This window comes from Clostridium sp. FS41 (assembly GCF_000954015.1).
GTDB lineage: Bacteria > Bacillota > Clostridia > Lachnospirales > Lachnospiraceae > Enterocloster > Enterocloster citroniae.
Window position 1 is genome coordinate 234605 of record NZ_JYHN01000061.1, and the last position, 14730, is coordinate 249334.

The 14730-nt window shown below is 50.3% G+C and carries 14 protein-coding genes; 11 read left to right on the forward strand and 3 right to left on the reverse strand.

Going from position 1 to position 14730, the window contains the following annotated elements; translation table 11 throughout:
* Window positions 1-30 precede the first annotated feature (30 nt).
* On the reverse strand, window positions 31-1773 hold the full coding sequence (locus CLFS41_RS15655) for an FUSC family protein (protein ID WP_045092797.1): 1743 nt from the start codon (window positions 1771-1773) through the stop codon (window positions 31-33).
* A gap of 246 nt (window positions 1774-2019) precedes the next feature.
* On the opposite strand from CLFS41_RS15655, the gene CLFS41_RS15660 reads away from it, so the two are divergent.
* Window positions 2020-2466, forward strand: a complete 447-nt coding sequence (locus CLFS41_RS15660) for a MarR family transcriptional regulator (protein WP_007861064.1) — start codon at window positions 2020-2022, stop codon at window positions 2464-2466.
* A gap of 28 nt (window positions 2467-2494) precedes the next feature.
* Here CLFS41_RS15660 and CLFS41_RS15665 read toward each other — a convergent pair whose 3' ends face one another.
* Complete coding sequence (locus tag CLFS41_RS15665; protein WP_045092798.1) at window positions 2495-3499, reverse strand: choloylglycine hydrolase family protein; 1005 nt, start codon at window positions 3497-3499, stop codon at window positions 2495-2497.
* A 168-nt stretch (window positions 3500-3667) separates the two neighbouring features.
* On the opposite strand from CLFS41_RS15665, the gene nth reads away from it, so the two are divergent.
* From nth to CLFS41_RS15680, 3 genes are all read left to right on the forward strand, one after another.
* The gene (nth, locus tag CLFS41_RS15670; protein WP_045092799.1) at window positions 3668-4309 is read left to right on the forward strand and encodes an endonuclease III; all 642 of its coding nucleotides are present in this window, start codon (window positions 3668-3670) and stop codon (window positions 4307-4309) included.
* Window positions 4310-4500: 191 nt separating this feature from the next.
* Window positions 4501-4896 (forward strand): hypothetical protein, encoded by a 396-nt coding sequence (locus tag CLFS41_RS15675; protein ID WP_007861060.1) that lies wholly within the window; start codon window positions 4501-4503, stop codon window positions 4894-4896.
* On the forward strand, window positions 4893-5090 hold the full coding sequence (locus CLFS41_RS15680) for a hypothetical protein (RefSeq protein WP_007861057.1): 198 nt from the start codon (window positions 4893-4895) through the stop codon (window positions 5088-5090). The genes CLFS41_RS15675 and CLFS41_RS15680 overlap by 4 nt, the downstream gene beginning before the upstream one ends.
* 195 nt (window positions 5091-5285) lie before the next feature.
* On the opposite strand, the gene CLFS41_RS15685 is transcribed toward CLFS41_RS15680, so the two are convergent.
* Window positions 5286-5969 (reverse strand): GntR family transcriptional regulator, encoded by a 684-nt coding sequence (locus CLFS41_RS15685; RefSeq protein WP_007861055.1) that lies wholly within the window; start codon window positions 5967-5969, stop codon window positions 5286-5288.
* Window positions 5970-6232: 263 nt separating this feature from the next.
* Here CLFS41_RS15685 and CLFS41_RS15690 point away from each other — a divergent pair, with 263 nt between their 5' ends.
* The 7 genes from CLFS41_RS15690 to CLFS41_RS15720 all read left to right on the forward strand — a co-directional run bounded on the left by CLFS41_RS15690 (window position 6233) and on the right by CLFS41_RS15720 (window position 14594).
* The gene (locus CLFS41_RS15690; RefSeq protein WP_007861052.1) at window positions 6233-7522 is read left to right on the forward strand and encodes a hypothetical protein; all 1290 of its coding nucleotides are present in this window, start codon (window positions 6233-6235) and stop codon (window positions 7520-7522) included.
* Between the two features lie 20 nt (window positions 7523-7542).
* Window positions 7543-8334, forward strand: coding sequence for an SDR family oxidoreductase (locus tag CLFS41_RS15695; RefSeq protein ID WP_007861051.1), 792 nt, complete (start codon window positions 7543-7545; stop codon window positions 8332-8334).
* 41 nt (window positions 8335-8375) lie between these two features.
* Entirely contained in the window at window positions 8376-8879 is a 504-nt protein-coding gene (locus tag CLFS41_RS15700; protein WP_045092800.1) for an L-2-amino-thiazoline-4-carboxylic acid hydrolase, read from the forward strand.
* A gap of 165 nt (window positions 8880-9044) precedes the next feature.
* Entirely contained in the window at window positions 9045-12122 is a 3078-nt protein-coding gene (locus CLFS41_RS15705) for an ATP-binding protein (protein WP_330412758.1), read from the forward strand.
* Between the two features lie 219 nt (window positions 12123-12341).
* On the forward strand, window positions 12342-13199 hold the full coding sequence (locus CLFS41_RS15710; RefSeq protein ID WP_252208192.1) for a patatin family protein: 858 nt from the start codon (window positions 12342-12344) through the stop codon (window positions 13197-13199).
* Window positions 13200-13213: 14 nt separating this feature from the next.
* Entirely contained in the window at window positions 13214-13639 is a 426-nt protein-coding gene (locus CLFS41_RS15715) for a PPC domain-containing DNA-binding protein (RefSeq protein WP_347468540.1), read from the forward strand.
* A gap of 94 nt (window positions 13640-13733) precedes the next feature.
* Window positions 13734-14594 carry an AraC family transcriptional regulator gene (locus tag CLFS41_RS15720; protein ID WP_007861044.1) on the forward strand — a complete coding sequence of 287 codons (861 nt, stop codon included), beginning with the start codon at window positions 13734-13736 and terminating at the stop codon, window positions 14592-14594.
* Window positions 14595-14730: the final 136 nt, after the last annotated feature.

A 14730-nucleotide genomic window follows, 5' to 3' on the forward strand; every position in this document is an offset into this window, starting at 1 on the left:
TTATCAATTGCGGTGCGGATCCCAGGGGTCCTATGACAGATGCCCGGGTTCAAATACCGGGGCATTTTCACGTTCCGTGATCCGGGACCGGTGGGCACTGCGAACCTGCTCCCTGCAGCCGGCAAGAATATCGGAAAAGCCGGACCATTTTTCCAGATGGGCATTCTGCACCAGTTTATCTTCCTGGAGATGGGCCTGGATGACCAGGTTATAATACAGCTGGGTGTCTACTTCCGGGGAACGGCAGACGCGGGTCAAAAGCTGGGTGACGGCCCTGTATTTTTGAAAAAGCTGCCTGGTGGCCTTGTCACGGCGGTAGGGAGTGATCAGGCAGTTGAGGATATATCCGGCAGCGGCCCCGGCCAATATATAGCCAAGGCGTATGAGGAAGATGCTGCCCACTGCCTGAAATCCAAAGGCATCCATAAACACTGCGCCTCCCAGGGCGCCCACGGTGGAGCAGGCAAACGTCTGGGCGTAATCTGAAAAATAAAAGGAAATGTAACCTGACAGCATCATGGCAGCGGTACGTCCCAGGGGGGAGGGAATCAGAGCGTAGATGACCACGGAGACCAAACCTCCGGTTATGGTTGCCAGCACACGTTTTTTGATCTTCACAGGCACATCATCAGCGTATGGCAGGGATACGGATGCCAGGGTAAATAAGAGCCATTTGCCGTGGGGAAGGGACAGAACCCGAACCAGAAAGGTGGCGCAGGCCAGGATCAGGGCTGTGCGAAGGGCGTATACCGCACGCACAGGGCTGAGATCCAGAGCGGTCCTCAGCTGCATCTTTAAGGACAGGGCCGTGGGGCGGTAGTGCTGTCTGTTCTGGGGATCCGTCATATGGAGGAGCCTGTCGCGGATGTATTCCAGGCTGTGAAAAAACAGGCCCGCCCTCTTGTCATCCAGAAGGCCAAAGAAATCCTTGGCGTCCGGTTCCGGTATCAGGGTGATATCCTGGTGAAGAAAGGCGCAAAATGTCTGAAGGCGGTCCGAAAGATTCTGGAGCATCTCCCTGTCCTTAAGGGACAATTGTGAGGGAAGTTCATGGACCAGGATCAGAAGGTGTTCCAGGCCGCGGCCTGCGTCTATCATATAAAAGCTGGCATCGGACACACACAGCACCTTTTTTCTGCGCTGGTACACGATCCGGCTTAACTGGCACAGCTTGCTCCTCATGGCGGCGGGATCCGGCCGGTTGGGAGTTCCTGCCAGACGGCAGGCAATGGAAAGTCTGATGCTGTCTATCATTTCACTGAGCACATCCCTGGCAGTCTCCTGAACGCGATTCCTTCCCATAAACAATTGGTACAGGATAATGGACAGGGCGCCGGTCAACATGCCGGCAATCCTGCCCGGAAGCTGGTCTGCGCTGACCGGAGAGATAAAGATAAGGAACAGGTAGGATAATATATAAGGAAAATACATATGGCTGGAATATTCATAAGTATATGCATACAAAATACCCAGCAGTGTGATAAAATGGACAAAAACGGACAGGGGAGCGGGAAGGGCATTGACCCAGTAAGCGGCCAGGGCCATCCAGACCAGTACCAGGGCCTGGGTAACCAGATGCCGCAGCGGTGTGGCGGTCAGGTCGCGTACCATGGAGGCGGACATCATAATGGTAAATATAACGCCCACAATGGTGTTCTCAGGGCCGAATATGTATGAAAACAGATGCACATAAGCCAGGATAAAGATAAAATTGAGAGTGCTGGAACGGAATTTTTCCCGGATCATTCCGGGCAGTTTTAATTGGCTGCTCATAAATAGCTGTATCTCCTTTTTGGTTGTCCTGTGTTTGGATGCCCCGTTCACTGCGGTGAGTTTTGGGGAGGGATTGACTTTGAACTCATATATTTATATAATCGGAAAGAAAAGTCATTTAAATATGATTGTCATACTTTGATTACTAATTAATAAGAATATCATGTCCGTAAAAGAATGTCAATATTCAGAAGGGATTTCCCGAATGGGGTATTTAAAAGGGATTTCCCAAATGGGGAGGATGGAATGGGAGCAGGAAAAATTTCTGAGAAGTTTGTTCAAAATCTGTTAATCGCAATGCCGGTCTGGCATTCTAAACTGGTGCGTCCGTTTAAGGATACCCTGAACGGGGAGATGAGCCTGGAGACGTATTATTGTTTGGAAACAGTGAAGATGCGCGGGACAGCCACCATGACCGAACTGGCCCGCCAGTTGAAGGTACCGAAGCAGCAGGCCACAAAACTGGTCGACAGGCTGAGTGAAAACCAGTTTGTGGAGCGGGTGCATAACCAGGAGGACCGCAGGGTCACGTGGATACGCCTGACCCCCAAAGCGGTTTCCTACCTGGATGAGTATTATCTGAAAAACACGGCATTTATCGGGATGATGGAGGAAAAGCTGACACAGGAAGAACTTTCCGATCTGAATCATGCCATGGAGATCCTGGGGGATATCCTGCCTAAATTAAAATAAAAGAACGTACGGTACAGCTGCTTGTGTCTCAGCAGTTGTGGCATTCAAAAGTAACCGGCCGGTTCAGTTTTCCCAATGATACGATCTCTGAGCCGCTGTCGTGATCGGGGACCAGCTTTGCGGATTCGATCTGGCTGTTATTGTATGTGTTGAAAAAATATTCCTGATCTGAGAGGCTCATGAACGCGGTGTACTGGGTATAACTGGGAATTTCCAGGTCAGTCATCACAGCCCCCTTAGGAATGGAGACATTGTTCAGGATGTGAAAGCCTGTTATGACAGCCGCCTCCCGGCCGGAGGGAACGGATACATGGCTTTTCAGATAAGCGGCCCGCACAAAGCGGGAGGGCGGCGCAAAATCTCCCGGCAGTCCCAGTGTACCGGCTCCCTGGCCAAAGGGGGTAAGGCTCACTGAGTCCCAGACAGCTTCCTTTTCCTGGTAAGGCGATACGTTCATGTAATTGCGCAGATTGGTCATATGCCATTGAAAGCCCGGGCTGTTGGTAAGTACGCCAATGGGGTTATCCAGCAGGTACAGGCCGTCTACCGTCTTCTCCACAACCAGGCAGGCCCCGGTCTGATCCGTAAGGATCCAGTGAAGAGGAGCCACGGTGTTGGTGATGCTGTCCTCCTCCCCCACAATGCGGATCGAGTCCAGCACGGTGACTGCCTGATTGACGTTTTTGCAGATTCCCAGAAGAAAATTAACAAGTTCAAGGGAGGCAACCGAGATCACTCCCGGCCCCTGAGTCCGGTCCGGGGCCGGATCATAGCTGGCAAAACCGGGAAAATACAGGACAGCTGCGGCGAACCCCATCTCGTTGACCCCGTCCACAAAAACAAGGGGTGAGATATCCTGTCCAATGCCTATAAAGCGGTAGCGGTTGGTGATCTTATGGGTTTTGAGCATATTGTTCCACTCATAGCCTCTGGGCGAAATATAAAGTTCCGGATCCAGGGGAAATGAAAAATCCATGGTACGCCCAAAATAAATATCCCCCTGCATGGTCTGCATTGTAATTGCTGTACACATCCAAAAACCTCCTGAATTTACAAAGATATTCATATCAGGCTATGTATATTCCGGCGCAGGGAAAAACATTCGTCCTTGCCCGCAAAATATAATTGCGATAGAATAGCAGCATACAGTGTACTCCCGGAGTCTCCGGAAGTACACTACAGTACAAAGGAGGAGCATGGAATGACAAAAGAAGAATTGGCCCTGGAGATCGTGGACCGTTTAAAAAAGGAATACCCGGATGCGGGGTGTACCCTGGATTACAATCAGGCATGGAAGCTGCTGGTCAGCGTGCGCCTGGCCGCCCAGTGTACGGATGCCCGGGTGAACGTGGTGGTACAGGACCTGTACTCCCAATATCCCGATGTTGCCTCACTGGCAGCAGCGGATGCGGCGGATATTGAGCGTATTGTTAAGCCCTGCGGTCTGGGACACAGCAAGGCCAGGGATATCAGTGCCTGTATGAAGATCCTGCATGAGGAATATGGCGGTAATGTGCCGGACGATTTTGACGCGCTGCTGAAGCTTCCGGGGGTGGGACGCAAGAGCGCGAACCTGATCATGGGGGATGTATTCGGCAAGCCGGCCATTGTAACGGATACCCACTGCATCCGTATTGTAAACCGCATGGGCCTGGTAGACGGCATCAAGGATCCGAAAAAGGTGGAGATGGCGCTGTGGAAGCTGATACCTGCCCAGGAGGGGAGCGATTTCTGCCACAGGCTGGTTTATCATGGAAGGGATGTGTGCACGGCGCGGACCAAGCCCCATTGTGAGAAGTGTTGTCTGGAAGATATATGTGCAAAAGCCGGGGTGACGGAGTGAGATATAAGACTTGGCCGACCCCTGAACCACTTGGCTCCTGCAGAAAAAATGTCCAGGAACGGCCCTCTTTCCATTGAGAAAAATTCACAAACTTTACAGTAAATAAAAGTTTACATTTGCATTTTCAAAACAAAAAATGGTAAAATAGGAAGGAAGCAAAAGGTTGATATTGTTTTCAGGAAGGTGAGAAAATGCTGAATGAGACTGTGAGGCACATCAAATACGGATTGGGTAAAGTGGCGGAGGTGGATCAGAACCATATATGGGTTTCTTTTTCAGGGGAAGCCGGGACAAAGCTGTTTTTATATCCGGATGCCTTTGAACGGTTTCTGAGTTTTGAATCCCAGGGCCTTCAGGAGGAGGCGCTGTCTGCCCTTGCGGCTGCCGGAGCGAAGAAGAAGGAAGAGGAAGCCATGCGGCTGTTCCGATATAAAGTATATGAGGCACAGCGGAAAAGGGAACAGTCGGAGCTTCTTAAAAGACGCAGGAAGGCGGCGCGGGAAAAGGCAGTACGGGAAAAAATGCCGCGGGAAAAGGCAATGGCGGAACATGGGGGAATGATATCAGTGGAGGGGCAGGTCAAATGAAAATCATCAATCAGAGGGTGGAACACAGACGTTACGGTGCGGGCACTGTTTTTGCTTTAAAGGGCAAAAAGGTTTACGTTGCCTTTGGCAAGCTGTATGGTGATATGGCATTTCCTTATCCCGGGGTGTTTAAGGAGGATATGAAACTGGCAGACCCGGACATGATGGAGGAACTGTTGGAGGACATTGGATAGAATGCCGGTGTGCTGTGGGTTTTAATTTAAAAGCAGTTTAGGCTGCACTATTTGATGATAAAGAAAGAATGACGGATATGGATTCGCCCCTATCCCGCTATCTTTCGTAATTGGTCAAATAGTGCAGCCTTTTTGTAAGCAGGAATAATATCCCGGACATCAAAGCCATTGCGGACTCCTTTAGGCATGTGGTATCTAGCACAGGCTGTAGGTAGGGACCTCAGCATTGATAGGGTGATTTTGCTTAACGCGCTGAAGGGCATCGTTGGTAGGTATTTTCTCAATATCCGCCCGGAGAAGGGTCATGGCTGTTTTAATATCGCCTTTTTCAATGTAGTCCAGCATGGCAAAGTGAAGGTCTGCCGCCAGATAATAGTTTTTCATGATCTCCACAAAGTAAATAACTTGACGGTCCATGGATTCCAGCAATGTATGGAGGGCGAAATCATTCCCATAACAGGAAAAAAGCTTTGCATGAAAGTCACGGTTTAATTTCCAGTAGTTAATAAAGTTCTTGTCCTGTTTGTCGGCGTATTGCCGGCAGATTTCCCGCAGTGACTGGATATGTTCGGGGGTAATGGAGTAATAATACTGTTCCAGGAAACTGCATTCCAACACAGCGCGGAAGTTTACAATATCGCGCAGCTCCTGCTGGTCCGGCCTGCGTATGCGGTATCCGTGACGGGGAATGCAGACGATAAAATGGTCGCTGCGCAGCTGCATCAGGGCCTCTCTTACAGGCGCCCGGCTGACATTGTATTTTTCCATCAGGGCTTTTTCGGTAAGGTATTCATCAAAATCAAATTCATTGTGGATAATATCGGAAAATATTGCATTGTATACCTGGTTCATAATTGTTTTCGTCTCTTTTTGTTCCATATATAGCACAGTCCTTTCAACGTAATTTCTTACATTAAATCATATCATAAAAATCCAAAAAACACCTTATGTTTTTGAATCATATCACAAAAATAAAAAGCAGGGGAAGATTTTGATAAAAATTGTTGAAAAGCTACAAATATTATTAAAATATATTGTATATAATGACAAAAATCACAATATATATTGTGAATGGAAAAAATCTGTGATATGATTACAGAAGCTCCAAGAGGGAGAAAAACAAAAGAAAGAAGGGCTTGAGTATGAGCGAACAAAAGAATTCCAAAAAGTGGATCGGTTATGGATTGCTTGCTCTCATGGCTGTTGCCTATCTGTATTTTGGCATTTATAAGATTGCCATCGGAGAGGCGCAGTGGGATGTACAGACCGCATTTTTGACCATGCTGATTCTGGTCATTATTGGAGAGGTCATTTCTACCGCTACGAAAGCATTTGTACCATCCATGTTTATTACGGCAGTGTTATTTGTAATCGGATTCTGGACCTTCCTGCCGGCAGACATCCTTCAGCAGGGTGGAGTTGCCGCAAATTTACCCACATTTCTGGTTATGATGATGGTTGTGCACCTGGGAACCATGCTGGATATCCAGGAACTGATCGATCAGTGGAAAACGGTTGTTGTCACTCTGGCGGGTATGCTGGGCATTCTGGTGGTTATCCTGACCGTGGGAACCCTGGTCCTGGGCAAGGAGACAGCGGCGGTTGCAGCTCCTCCTCTGACAGGCGGTTTTGTGGCAGCTATGATGATGCAGTCCGTTGCGCCTACAGAGCATCTTGCAATCCTTGCAATGGCGGTATACGTACTGCAGGGTTTTGTGGGATATCCTCTGACCAGCATCTGTCTGAAGAAGGAAGGATATTCTGTACTGAACCAGTATAGAAAAGGAACCTGGCAGACAGCAGCAGTACAGAAGACGGCGGCTGCAGAGGAAAACAAACATGTTCTTTTCCCTCAGCTGCCCGGCAAGTATAAGAGCGACTTTACATATCTGTTTACAATGGTAATCCTTACCGTGATGTCCGGTTATCTGGATAAGTTAAGCGGTGGATATATTTCCAAGTTCGTATGGGCGCTGATCCTTGGAGTATTTGCAACAGCCTTTGGCTTTACAGAGAAGAATGTTTTGGTTCGTTCCCGCAGTATGGGTTTTGTTTACACGATCATCATGATGTTTGTATTCTCACAGCTCAGCAGCTGTACGCCGGATACAGTGGTTCAGCTGATCAAGGATTTTGCAATTTTAATCGTGCTTTCAACCGTTGGCATTGCAGTTTTCGCTATCCCTCTTGGAAAGAAGCTTGGGATGAGCACGCCGATGGCATTTGCTCTTGGCTTAGGTTCCATTGCAGGGGGCTTTCCGGCCAGCTATACTTTAAGTGTTGAGGCAGCTAAGGTATGTGCGGAAAATGAAGAGGAGTATCAGGTTCTGGAGCAGCATATGCTTCCAAAGACGCTGGTTGCAGGTTTTGTCAGCGCTACATCCGGTTCCGTATTCATTGCAGGAGCCGTTATGGCCATGTTCTTTAAATAAGGTTTTACGGGAGGTATTCCATGGATTTAGGTTTACAGGGCAAGACGGTGGTAGTGACCGGAGCCAGCAAGGGAATCGGCTATGCAACGGCGGAAGCCTTTCTGAAAGAGGGCGCAAAGGTTGCAGTCTGTTCCCGTCATGAGGATGAATTAAAGGAAGCTGCCCAGGCGCTTTCCGGTTTGGGAGAAGTGTATTATGAGGCATTTGACGTATCATCGGCAGCGGAAAATTATGCGTTTGCAGAGCATGTCCATGACCATTTTGGAAGTCTGGATGTGTGGGTGAATAACGTAGGTGCCACAGGCTATAAGAAAGGTGAAGAGTATGATGATGAGGAGATCGACTTCATGACAGGAGTCTGCTTTAAGTCGGTGATCTACGGCTGTCAGGCGGCATTCCGATATATGAAGGAGCAGAAGAAGGGGGCGATCGTCAATGTAAGTTCCCTTGCTGCGCGCTGCTCTTCCGCGGGAAGAAGTACTCTTTACGGACCATTAAAATCCGCGGTTAACAATCTGACCAACACCTTTGCCGGAGAGTACTGCGCACATAACGTGAGAGTAACCTGTATTATGCCGGGCTTTACCGTAACGCCTCTGGTAAAAAAAGCCATCAGTCAGGAGGAGCTGGACCGTAATGCATCATCTACTCTGCTTCGCAGAATGGCTGAACCGGAAGAAATTGCAAAGCCAATTGTATTTCTTGCCAGTGACGCTGCAAGCTATATGACTGCTGTTACGATTGAAGTATCCGGTGGAAGAAGCATGACGCTTAATCCAACCTATGCTTATGACAGGCTGGAAGCAAAATAGAAAGCAAAATAGAAAGCAAAAGAAAAAGGAGGATATTTAAGATGATCGACAACAAAATTACAATTAAGGATGACGAGAAGGTTAATATTCAGAGAGGGGCCATCGGACATAGATCCACTTGGACAGGTTTAACCTACAAATATGCCGTAGAAGAAGGAAAGGCAGAAGAGGTTGAGGCCATTATACGCAAGGCTATCAGTGAGACGGGAAGAGTACAGGGAAGTGAGATCAGGGAACGCTGCGAGAAGCCGGAGAGCTGCGAAAGCTTTTTTAATACCATGTTTACGCCAACTCTTCAGAAATCCTTTGAGGTAGAAGTTAAGGAGAAGAATGACGATGTCCTGGATGTGGAGTTTCACCACTGTCCGCTGCTAAAGGCATGGCAGGACCTTGGCTTTGACGATGCCCTGTGTGCAAAGCTGTGCGATATGGCCATGGACGGTGACAGGAATATAGCTAAGGCAATGGGATTTGACTTCCATTTGGGCGATACCATTGCAGACGGATGTCCTACCTGCCAGGTAAGATTTTCCAGGAAAAAATAACAGGAACACAGAGGACGGCTGGTTTTTTAGCTGTCCTTATTTTTGGGGAGCTTTATCCCGGAGCCGGTGCCGCAGCCCCGGCTTTTTTCTTGACGCGTCCTTGTTTATCAAGTATGATTAAAACAGCAAGCTATTTTCGCAGATAAGTGAAAGCAGGTTATGATTGTGGGAAAACAGAATGGGGTTACAGGCGCGCAGCGCATGGAAGATGCAAAGCGGCTGGCAAGCCGGCTGATGCACCTGCACTATTGTGAAAATGATGTTGATAGTATCATATCCGCATTTGCCCCGGAGTTTTTATGGATGGGCGCGGGGGAAGATGAGTATATAGCCGGACGCCAGGCGTGCACCGGCGCATTCCGGCAGATGAAGGGCGAAATCCCCAGGTGTAATATATGGGATGAGGAATATGATGTCATCCAGCCGGCAGCAGGTTTTTACATAGTGACAGGGAGGATGTGGATCGCCACGGATCCAAGCACCCGGATGTACCTGAAAGTGCATCAGAGGGTGTCATTTGTGTTCCAGGAAACGGATGAGGGGCTTAAGTGTTCCCATATCCACTGTTCCAACCCATATCAGGAGATGATGGAGGGGGAGCAGTTCCCTGAGAAGATCGGAAGGCAGTCCTATGAGTATGTCCAGGAACGGCTGAACCGGCTGGAGGAGGAGATGCAGAAAAAGAACCTTCAGGCAGAGGAGGATGCCAGGCGTCTGCGGGAACAGACAGGGCTTCTTAGCAGTATCTATGATACGGTGCCCTGCGGCATTATCCGTTTTTCACGGAGCCGGGACAAGGGCTACCGGCTCATCTCCGCCAACAGGGCGGCGCTGACCCTTCTGGGATATGACAGTGTGGAGGAAGGACTGAGGGACTGGCATGACGGCGTGCTGGGAACCGTCCTAAGGGAGGACCAGGAACGGCTGCGGGACTGTTATCTGAAGCTTCAAAGTCCCGGGGACAGGCAGGATATGGAATACCGGGCGCAGTGGAAGGACGGCTCCATCCACTGGATGGATGGAACCAACATGGTGGTGGGGACCACACCGGAAGGGGATTATATCATTCAGCGCACCTTGGTGGACATCACGGCCCGCAAAACACTTCAGCAGCAGCTGGATAGGGAACAGGAAATGTACCGTGTGGCCATGGAGGCCAGTGCTGCCGTCATGTATGAATACCTGATGGATTCTGATACATTTATCAGCTATGAGCCCAGGCTGGGGGAGGGAATCCTGCGCGGTGAGCTGCATCCGTACTCTAAGGCGCTGGTAGAGCAGCAGATCGTGCATCCGGATGATGTCCCCATGGTGATCGACAATATATGCAAAGGCAGGGCGGAGGCCTTTGAGGTGCGCTGTGCCACTCCGGGAGGGAAAAAGGGCGAATATATCTGGTACAGGGTGAACAGCCGCCTTATACAGGAGGATGGAAAGCCCGGCCGTGTGGTGGGAGCACTCTATAATATTCACAGTATGAAATCCCTTCTGTTTGAAAACAGTGAACGGCTCCATATGAACCAGTCGGCCCTGCTGGCAATAAACGGGGTGTATGTGAGCATTTTCTATGTAAATCTGCCTCAGGACAGCTATTATGGGGTGCGTGTGCCGGATGCCAGGGAGACGAAACTGCTGCCCAGGGCCGGTAAATTTTCATCCATCCTGCGAAGCTATATCCTGAATCAGGTGGATGATACGGACTGGCATAAGATAGAGCTGATGTGTGACAAAGACTGGCTTATGCAGATGATCACCCAGAAGAATGAACACATGGAAGCGGAGTTCAGGATGGCGGCCGGCGCCAGTGAATCTCCCATGTGGCTCAGGCTGGAGATCCATCTGGTTGCCATGGAAGGGGGAAGGCCTAAGACTGTGATCCTGGCATTCCGCAATATCAGCAGTGAAAAGCAAAAGGAGTTGGAGCACCGTGAGGAGGAGCGCAAGGCCAAGCAGGCCCTGGAGGAGGCGTACGCGGCAGCGAACCGCGCAAACCAGGCGAAATCTGAGTTCTTATCCAAGATGAGCCACGATATCCGCACGCCTATGAACGCGATTCTGGGCATGGCTGCAGTGGCAGAGGGATATCTGGAGGATAAGGCGAAGGTGGCGGACTGTCTTTCCAAGATCCGTATGTCGGGGGACCATCTGCTGGGACTGATCAATGCGGTGCTGGACATGTCTAAGATAGAATCAGGCAGCGTTTGCCTTACGGAGTCTGTATTCAGTTTGAATGGTATGATGCGGGAGATCGGCCTGATGATCCGCCCGGACACGGAACAAAAGGAGCAGCACCTGGAGGTTTATGTGGGTGATCTGAGCCATGACGCTGTTTACGGGGATTTGGTCCGGGTAAAGGAGGTCCTTCTGAACCTGCTGTCCAATGCGGTAAAGTACACTCCAAAAAAGGGCTGTATCCGTGCGGCCCTGGAGGAAAAGCCCTCCGGGAAGGATCATGTGGGCTGCTATGAGTTTACGGTGGAGGACAATGGGATCGGTATGTCCCCTGCTTTCCAGGAAAAGATGTTTACCCCCTTTGAGCGGGCGGCGGACGCGCGGGTCAGGGGAATCCAGGGAACCGGCCTGGGACTTGCCATCACAAGGAATCTGGTCCAGATGATGAATGGGACCATCCAGGTGGAGAGCAGGCTGGACGAGGGCACCAGATTTGTGGTAACTGTATTTATGAAGCTGGCCGGAGAGAAACCAGAGGAGGATGGGCAGGCGCCGGGGAAGGCAAAGGATAAAGCCGGGGAGCCGGCCGGTGAGAAGGCTGGGGCGCAGACGGCCGGTGAGAAGGCTGGCCGGTGTCACAACACCGGTAATCCGTCCGGGACCGCGGCTTTTGAACCAGGCGCCAGGATCCTGCTGGCGGAGGATAATGACCTGAATCGGGAGATCGTGCAGGAACTTCTGATGCTGCAAGGGCTGGAGACGGCCTGCGCTGTCAATGGCCGGGAGGCTGTGGACCTGTTTGCAGGGAATCCGCCGGGTACATACGCCCTGATCCTTATGGATATCCAGATGCCTGTGATGAATGGTTATGAAGCTTCCAGGGCCATCCGTACCATGGGGGAGAGGGGGGAGCGGCCGGATGGGGCGGAGATTCCCATTATTGCCCTGACAGCCAATGCATTTGCCGATGATGTGTACCGGGCCAAGCAGGCGGGAATGAATGAACATATTGCAAAGCCCCTGGAAATTGACCGGCTTTTGGAGGTCATGCACCGGTGGATGGATAAATGAGGGTCGTCCCTCCCGTGATGGAACCTGCGGCGGGGATCCCCTTTAAATGTTGGATATAAGGCTGTGGTGGAAAAAGCTGGGGATCAGCCGGACCGCCGCGGCCTTTTGATTGTTTTTTTGCGGTAAAAAGAGTATAATCAACATTCAGAAGCGGATTTCCCCAGCGGACAAAGGCGACTGTGTGATGCCTTGGCCGCGGAGAGCAGTAAGAGGTGAAGAATGGAAATGATAAAAACAGGAATCGTGGTGGAAGGCGGAGCAATGCGCGGCATATACGGGGCAGGCGTGCTGGATGTGCTGCTGGAAAAGAATATTCATGCAGATGGGCTGATCGGCGTTTCGGCAGGAGCTATTCATGGATGCAGTTTTGTATCGGAGCAAAAGGGACGCTCCATCCGGTACAATCTGAAATATTGCAGGGATCCCAGATACATGAGTTTTCAATCCCTGATCAGAACAGGGGATATGTTTGGAAAGGACTTCTGCTATCATGAGCTTCCGGAAAAGCTGGATCCCTTTGACAATGATACCTTTGAGGCTTCCGCCACCAGGTATTATGTGACCTGCACGGATGTGGGGACAGGGCAGCCCGTGTACCATTACTGCCCGAGCCTCAGGGGAGAACTCATTGACTGGGTGCGTGCTTCCGCATCCATGCCCCTTGCTTCCCGCATGGTGGAGCTGGACGGCCGCAAGCTGCTGGATGGAGGGGTTTCGGATTCCATTCCGGTGGGGGCTTTCAGAAAGATGGGGTACAAAAGAACTCTTGTGATACTGACACGGCCGGCGGGATACCGGAAAAAGCAGAATCCCATGATGCCCGTCATACGAAGGGCGTTCAGGGAGTATCCGGAATTTGTGGAGGCGGCCCGGAGACGCCACCTTGTGTATAACCGTGAACTGGATGAGATCCAGCGTCTTGAGCGGGAGGGACAGGTGTATGTTATCCGCCCCAGCCGCCTCATTAAGATCCGGAGGACAGAGCGTGATCCGGAGCGGATCCGCCAGATGTATGAGCTGGGACGGGAGGACGCGTTGAGGGCATTTCCCGAGATCGAGACTTTTATGGTTCAATGAGATAGAAGGAGGATATGATGGAATATAAGAGATGGGGAGAAAGACTGGTGCTTCGCCTGGACCCGGGGGAAGAGGTGGGGGAGTGCCTGTTGGAGGTCGGCAGAAAGGAGGACATCCGGCTGGCTGAGATCTCAGGACTGGGAGCAGCTTCCCTGGTGGAACTGGGGATGTTTGACACGGAGACAAAAGGCTTTACAGAGGCGTGCTACCAGGGAACGTATGAGATCGCTTCCATTACAGGCAGCATTACAAGGTTGGATGGGGAGCCGTACCTGCATGTCCATATGGTGATTGGAAACCTGGACCGCGGGGAATGCCACGGGGGACATATGATCCGGGCTGTGATCAGTGCTACTGCGGAAATTTTTGTAAATATCATATCCGGCCAGGTGGAGCGGAAGATGAATGAGGAGATTGGCCTGCATCTGTTTGATCTCTAAGGGTATTTTCCCTTTTAATAAGTAAAAAGGGCAAGAAATGGTTGTCTTAGAGCATTTGCGCACATACTCTGGGCTTTACAGGAGAAATAGGAAGATGAATATGGATTATAAGCATGAACTGGTCATTCCCAATGAAGACCTTCCATTCCGTCTGTTCCTGTTTGAGGGAAAGGACGGCAATTACCGCGTGCCCAAACACTGGCACCGCTCCGTGGAGATTTTCCTGGTTTTGGAGGGACAGATGGAGTTTTTCATCAATAATAAGAGGCTTCCTTTAAAGGCCGCTGATTTTGTGATCGTCAACTCCAATGAGATCCACTCCATCGAGGTGCCGGACCCCAATACCACTATTGTGGTGCAGATTCCTGTGTCCTGCTTTAAGGGATATCTGGATGAGGATGATTACGCCCTGTTTACCAAACAGTCGGATGAGGATAACCTGAATCTGGTACAGCTGATCGTGCGGATCTACAGAACCTATGTACAGAAGGAATTTGCCTATGAATTAAAGGTAAAGAGTTTATTTATGGAACTGCTCTATCTTCTGGTGACCCGGTTTATGCGGGCGGAGGAGGATCTGGGGAATATACGCCATAAGCGCCATCTGGACAAGCTTTCCAATATTACGGCCTATATAAAGAATAACTATAATAAGGATATCTCACTGGAAAGCCTGGCCGCTACCTTTGGTTTTTCCCCCACCTACCTGTCCAGGATGTTTAAGCGGTACGCCAGTGTCAGCTATAAGACCTATCTGCTGGATCTCCGCACCGAATACGGACTCAGGGAAATGATGAATACCAGCCATAGCCTGACGGAGGTGGCTCTGAACAACGGATTCCCCAATGGACGGGCATTTTCCAAGGCGTTTTCCAAACGTTACGGATGTCTTCCCAGCGAATACCGCAGGATGATGGAGGGGGAAGGGGACGGTCCCCGGGGAAAGCAGAGCTGACAGCCATGGATTTGGTAAAAGAAAAATTATAAAAGGGCAAAAAAGTGCTGTTATGAAGATAAGTTTGAATCTGGAAAGCTGAACGTTTTATGGGTATAATCGTTATTAGGAATGATTTTGTTTGAAGATTCCGGTG

Bases quoted from the DNA above. Each gene is read 5' to 3' on its own strand.
- CLFS41_RS15710 (WP_252208192.1), top strand. From the start codon at position 12,342: ATGGAAATGATAAAAACAGGAATCGTGGTGGAAGGCGGAGCAATGCGC.
- CLFS41_RS15695 (WP_007861051.1), top strand. From the start codon at position 7,543: ATGGATTTAGGTTTACAGGGCAAGACGGTGGTAGTGACCGGAGCCAGC.
- CLFS41_RS15685 (WP_007861055.1), bottom strand. From the start codon at position 5,969: ATGGAACAAAAAGAGACGAAAACAATTATGAACCAGGTATACAATGCA.
- nth (WP_045092799.1), top strand. From the start codon at position 3,668: ATGACAAAAGAAGAATTGGCCCTGGAGATCGTGGACCGTTTAAAAAAG.
- CLFS41_RS15700 (WP_045092800.1), top strand. From the start codon at position 8,376: ATGATCGACAACAAAATTACAATTAAGGATGACGAGAAGGTTAATATT.
- CLFS41_RS15715 (WP_347468540.1), top strand. From the start codon at position 13,214: ATGATGGAATATAAGAGATGGGGAGAAAGACTGGTGCTTCGCCTGGAC.
- CLFS41_RS15665 (WP_045092798.1), bottom strand. From the start codon at position 3,499: ATGTGTACAGCAATTACAATGCAGACCATGCAGGGGGATATTTATTTT.
- CLFS41_RS15675 (WP_007861060.1), top strand. From the start codon at position 4,501: ATGCTGAATGAGACTGTGAGGCACATCAAATACGGATTGGGTAAAGTG.
- CLFS41_RS15720 (WP_007861044.1), top strand. From the start codon at position 13,734: ATGAATATGGATTATAAGCATGAACTGGTCATTCCCAATGAAGACCTT.
- CLFS41_RS15680 (WP_007861057.1), top strand. From the start codon at position 4,893: ATGAAAATCATCAATCAGAGGGTGGAACACAGACGTTACGGTGCGGGC.
- CLFS41_RS15660 (WP_007861064.1), top strand. From the start codon at position 2,020: ATGGGAGCAGGAAAAATTTCTGAGAAGTTTGTTCAAAATCTGTTAATC.
- CLFS41_RS15655 (WP_045092797.1), bottom strand. From the start codon at position 1,773: ATGAGCAGCCAATTAAAACTGCCCGGAATGATCCGGGAAAAATTCCGT.
- CLFS41_RS15690 (WP_007861052.1), top strand. From the start codon at position 6,233: ATGAGCGAACAAAAGAATTCCAAAAAGTGGATCGGTTATGGATTGCTT.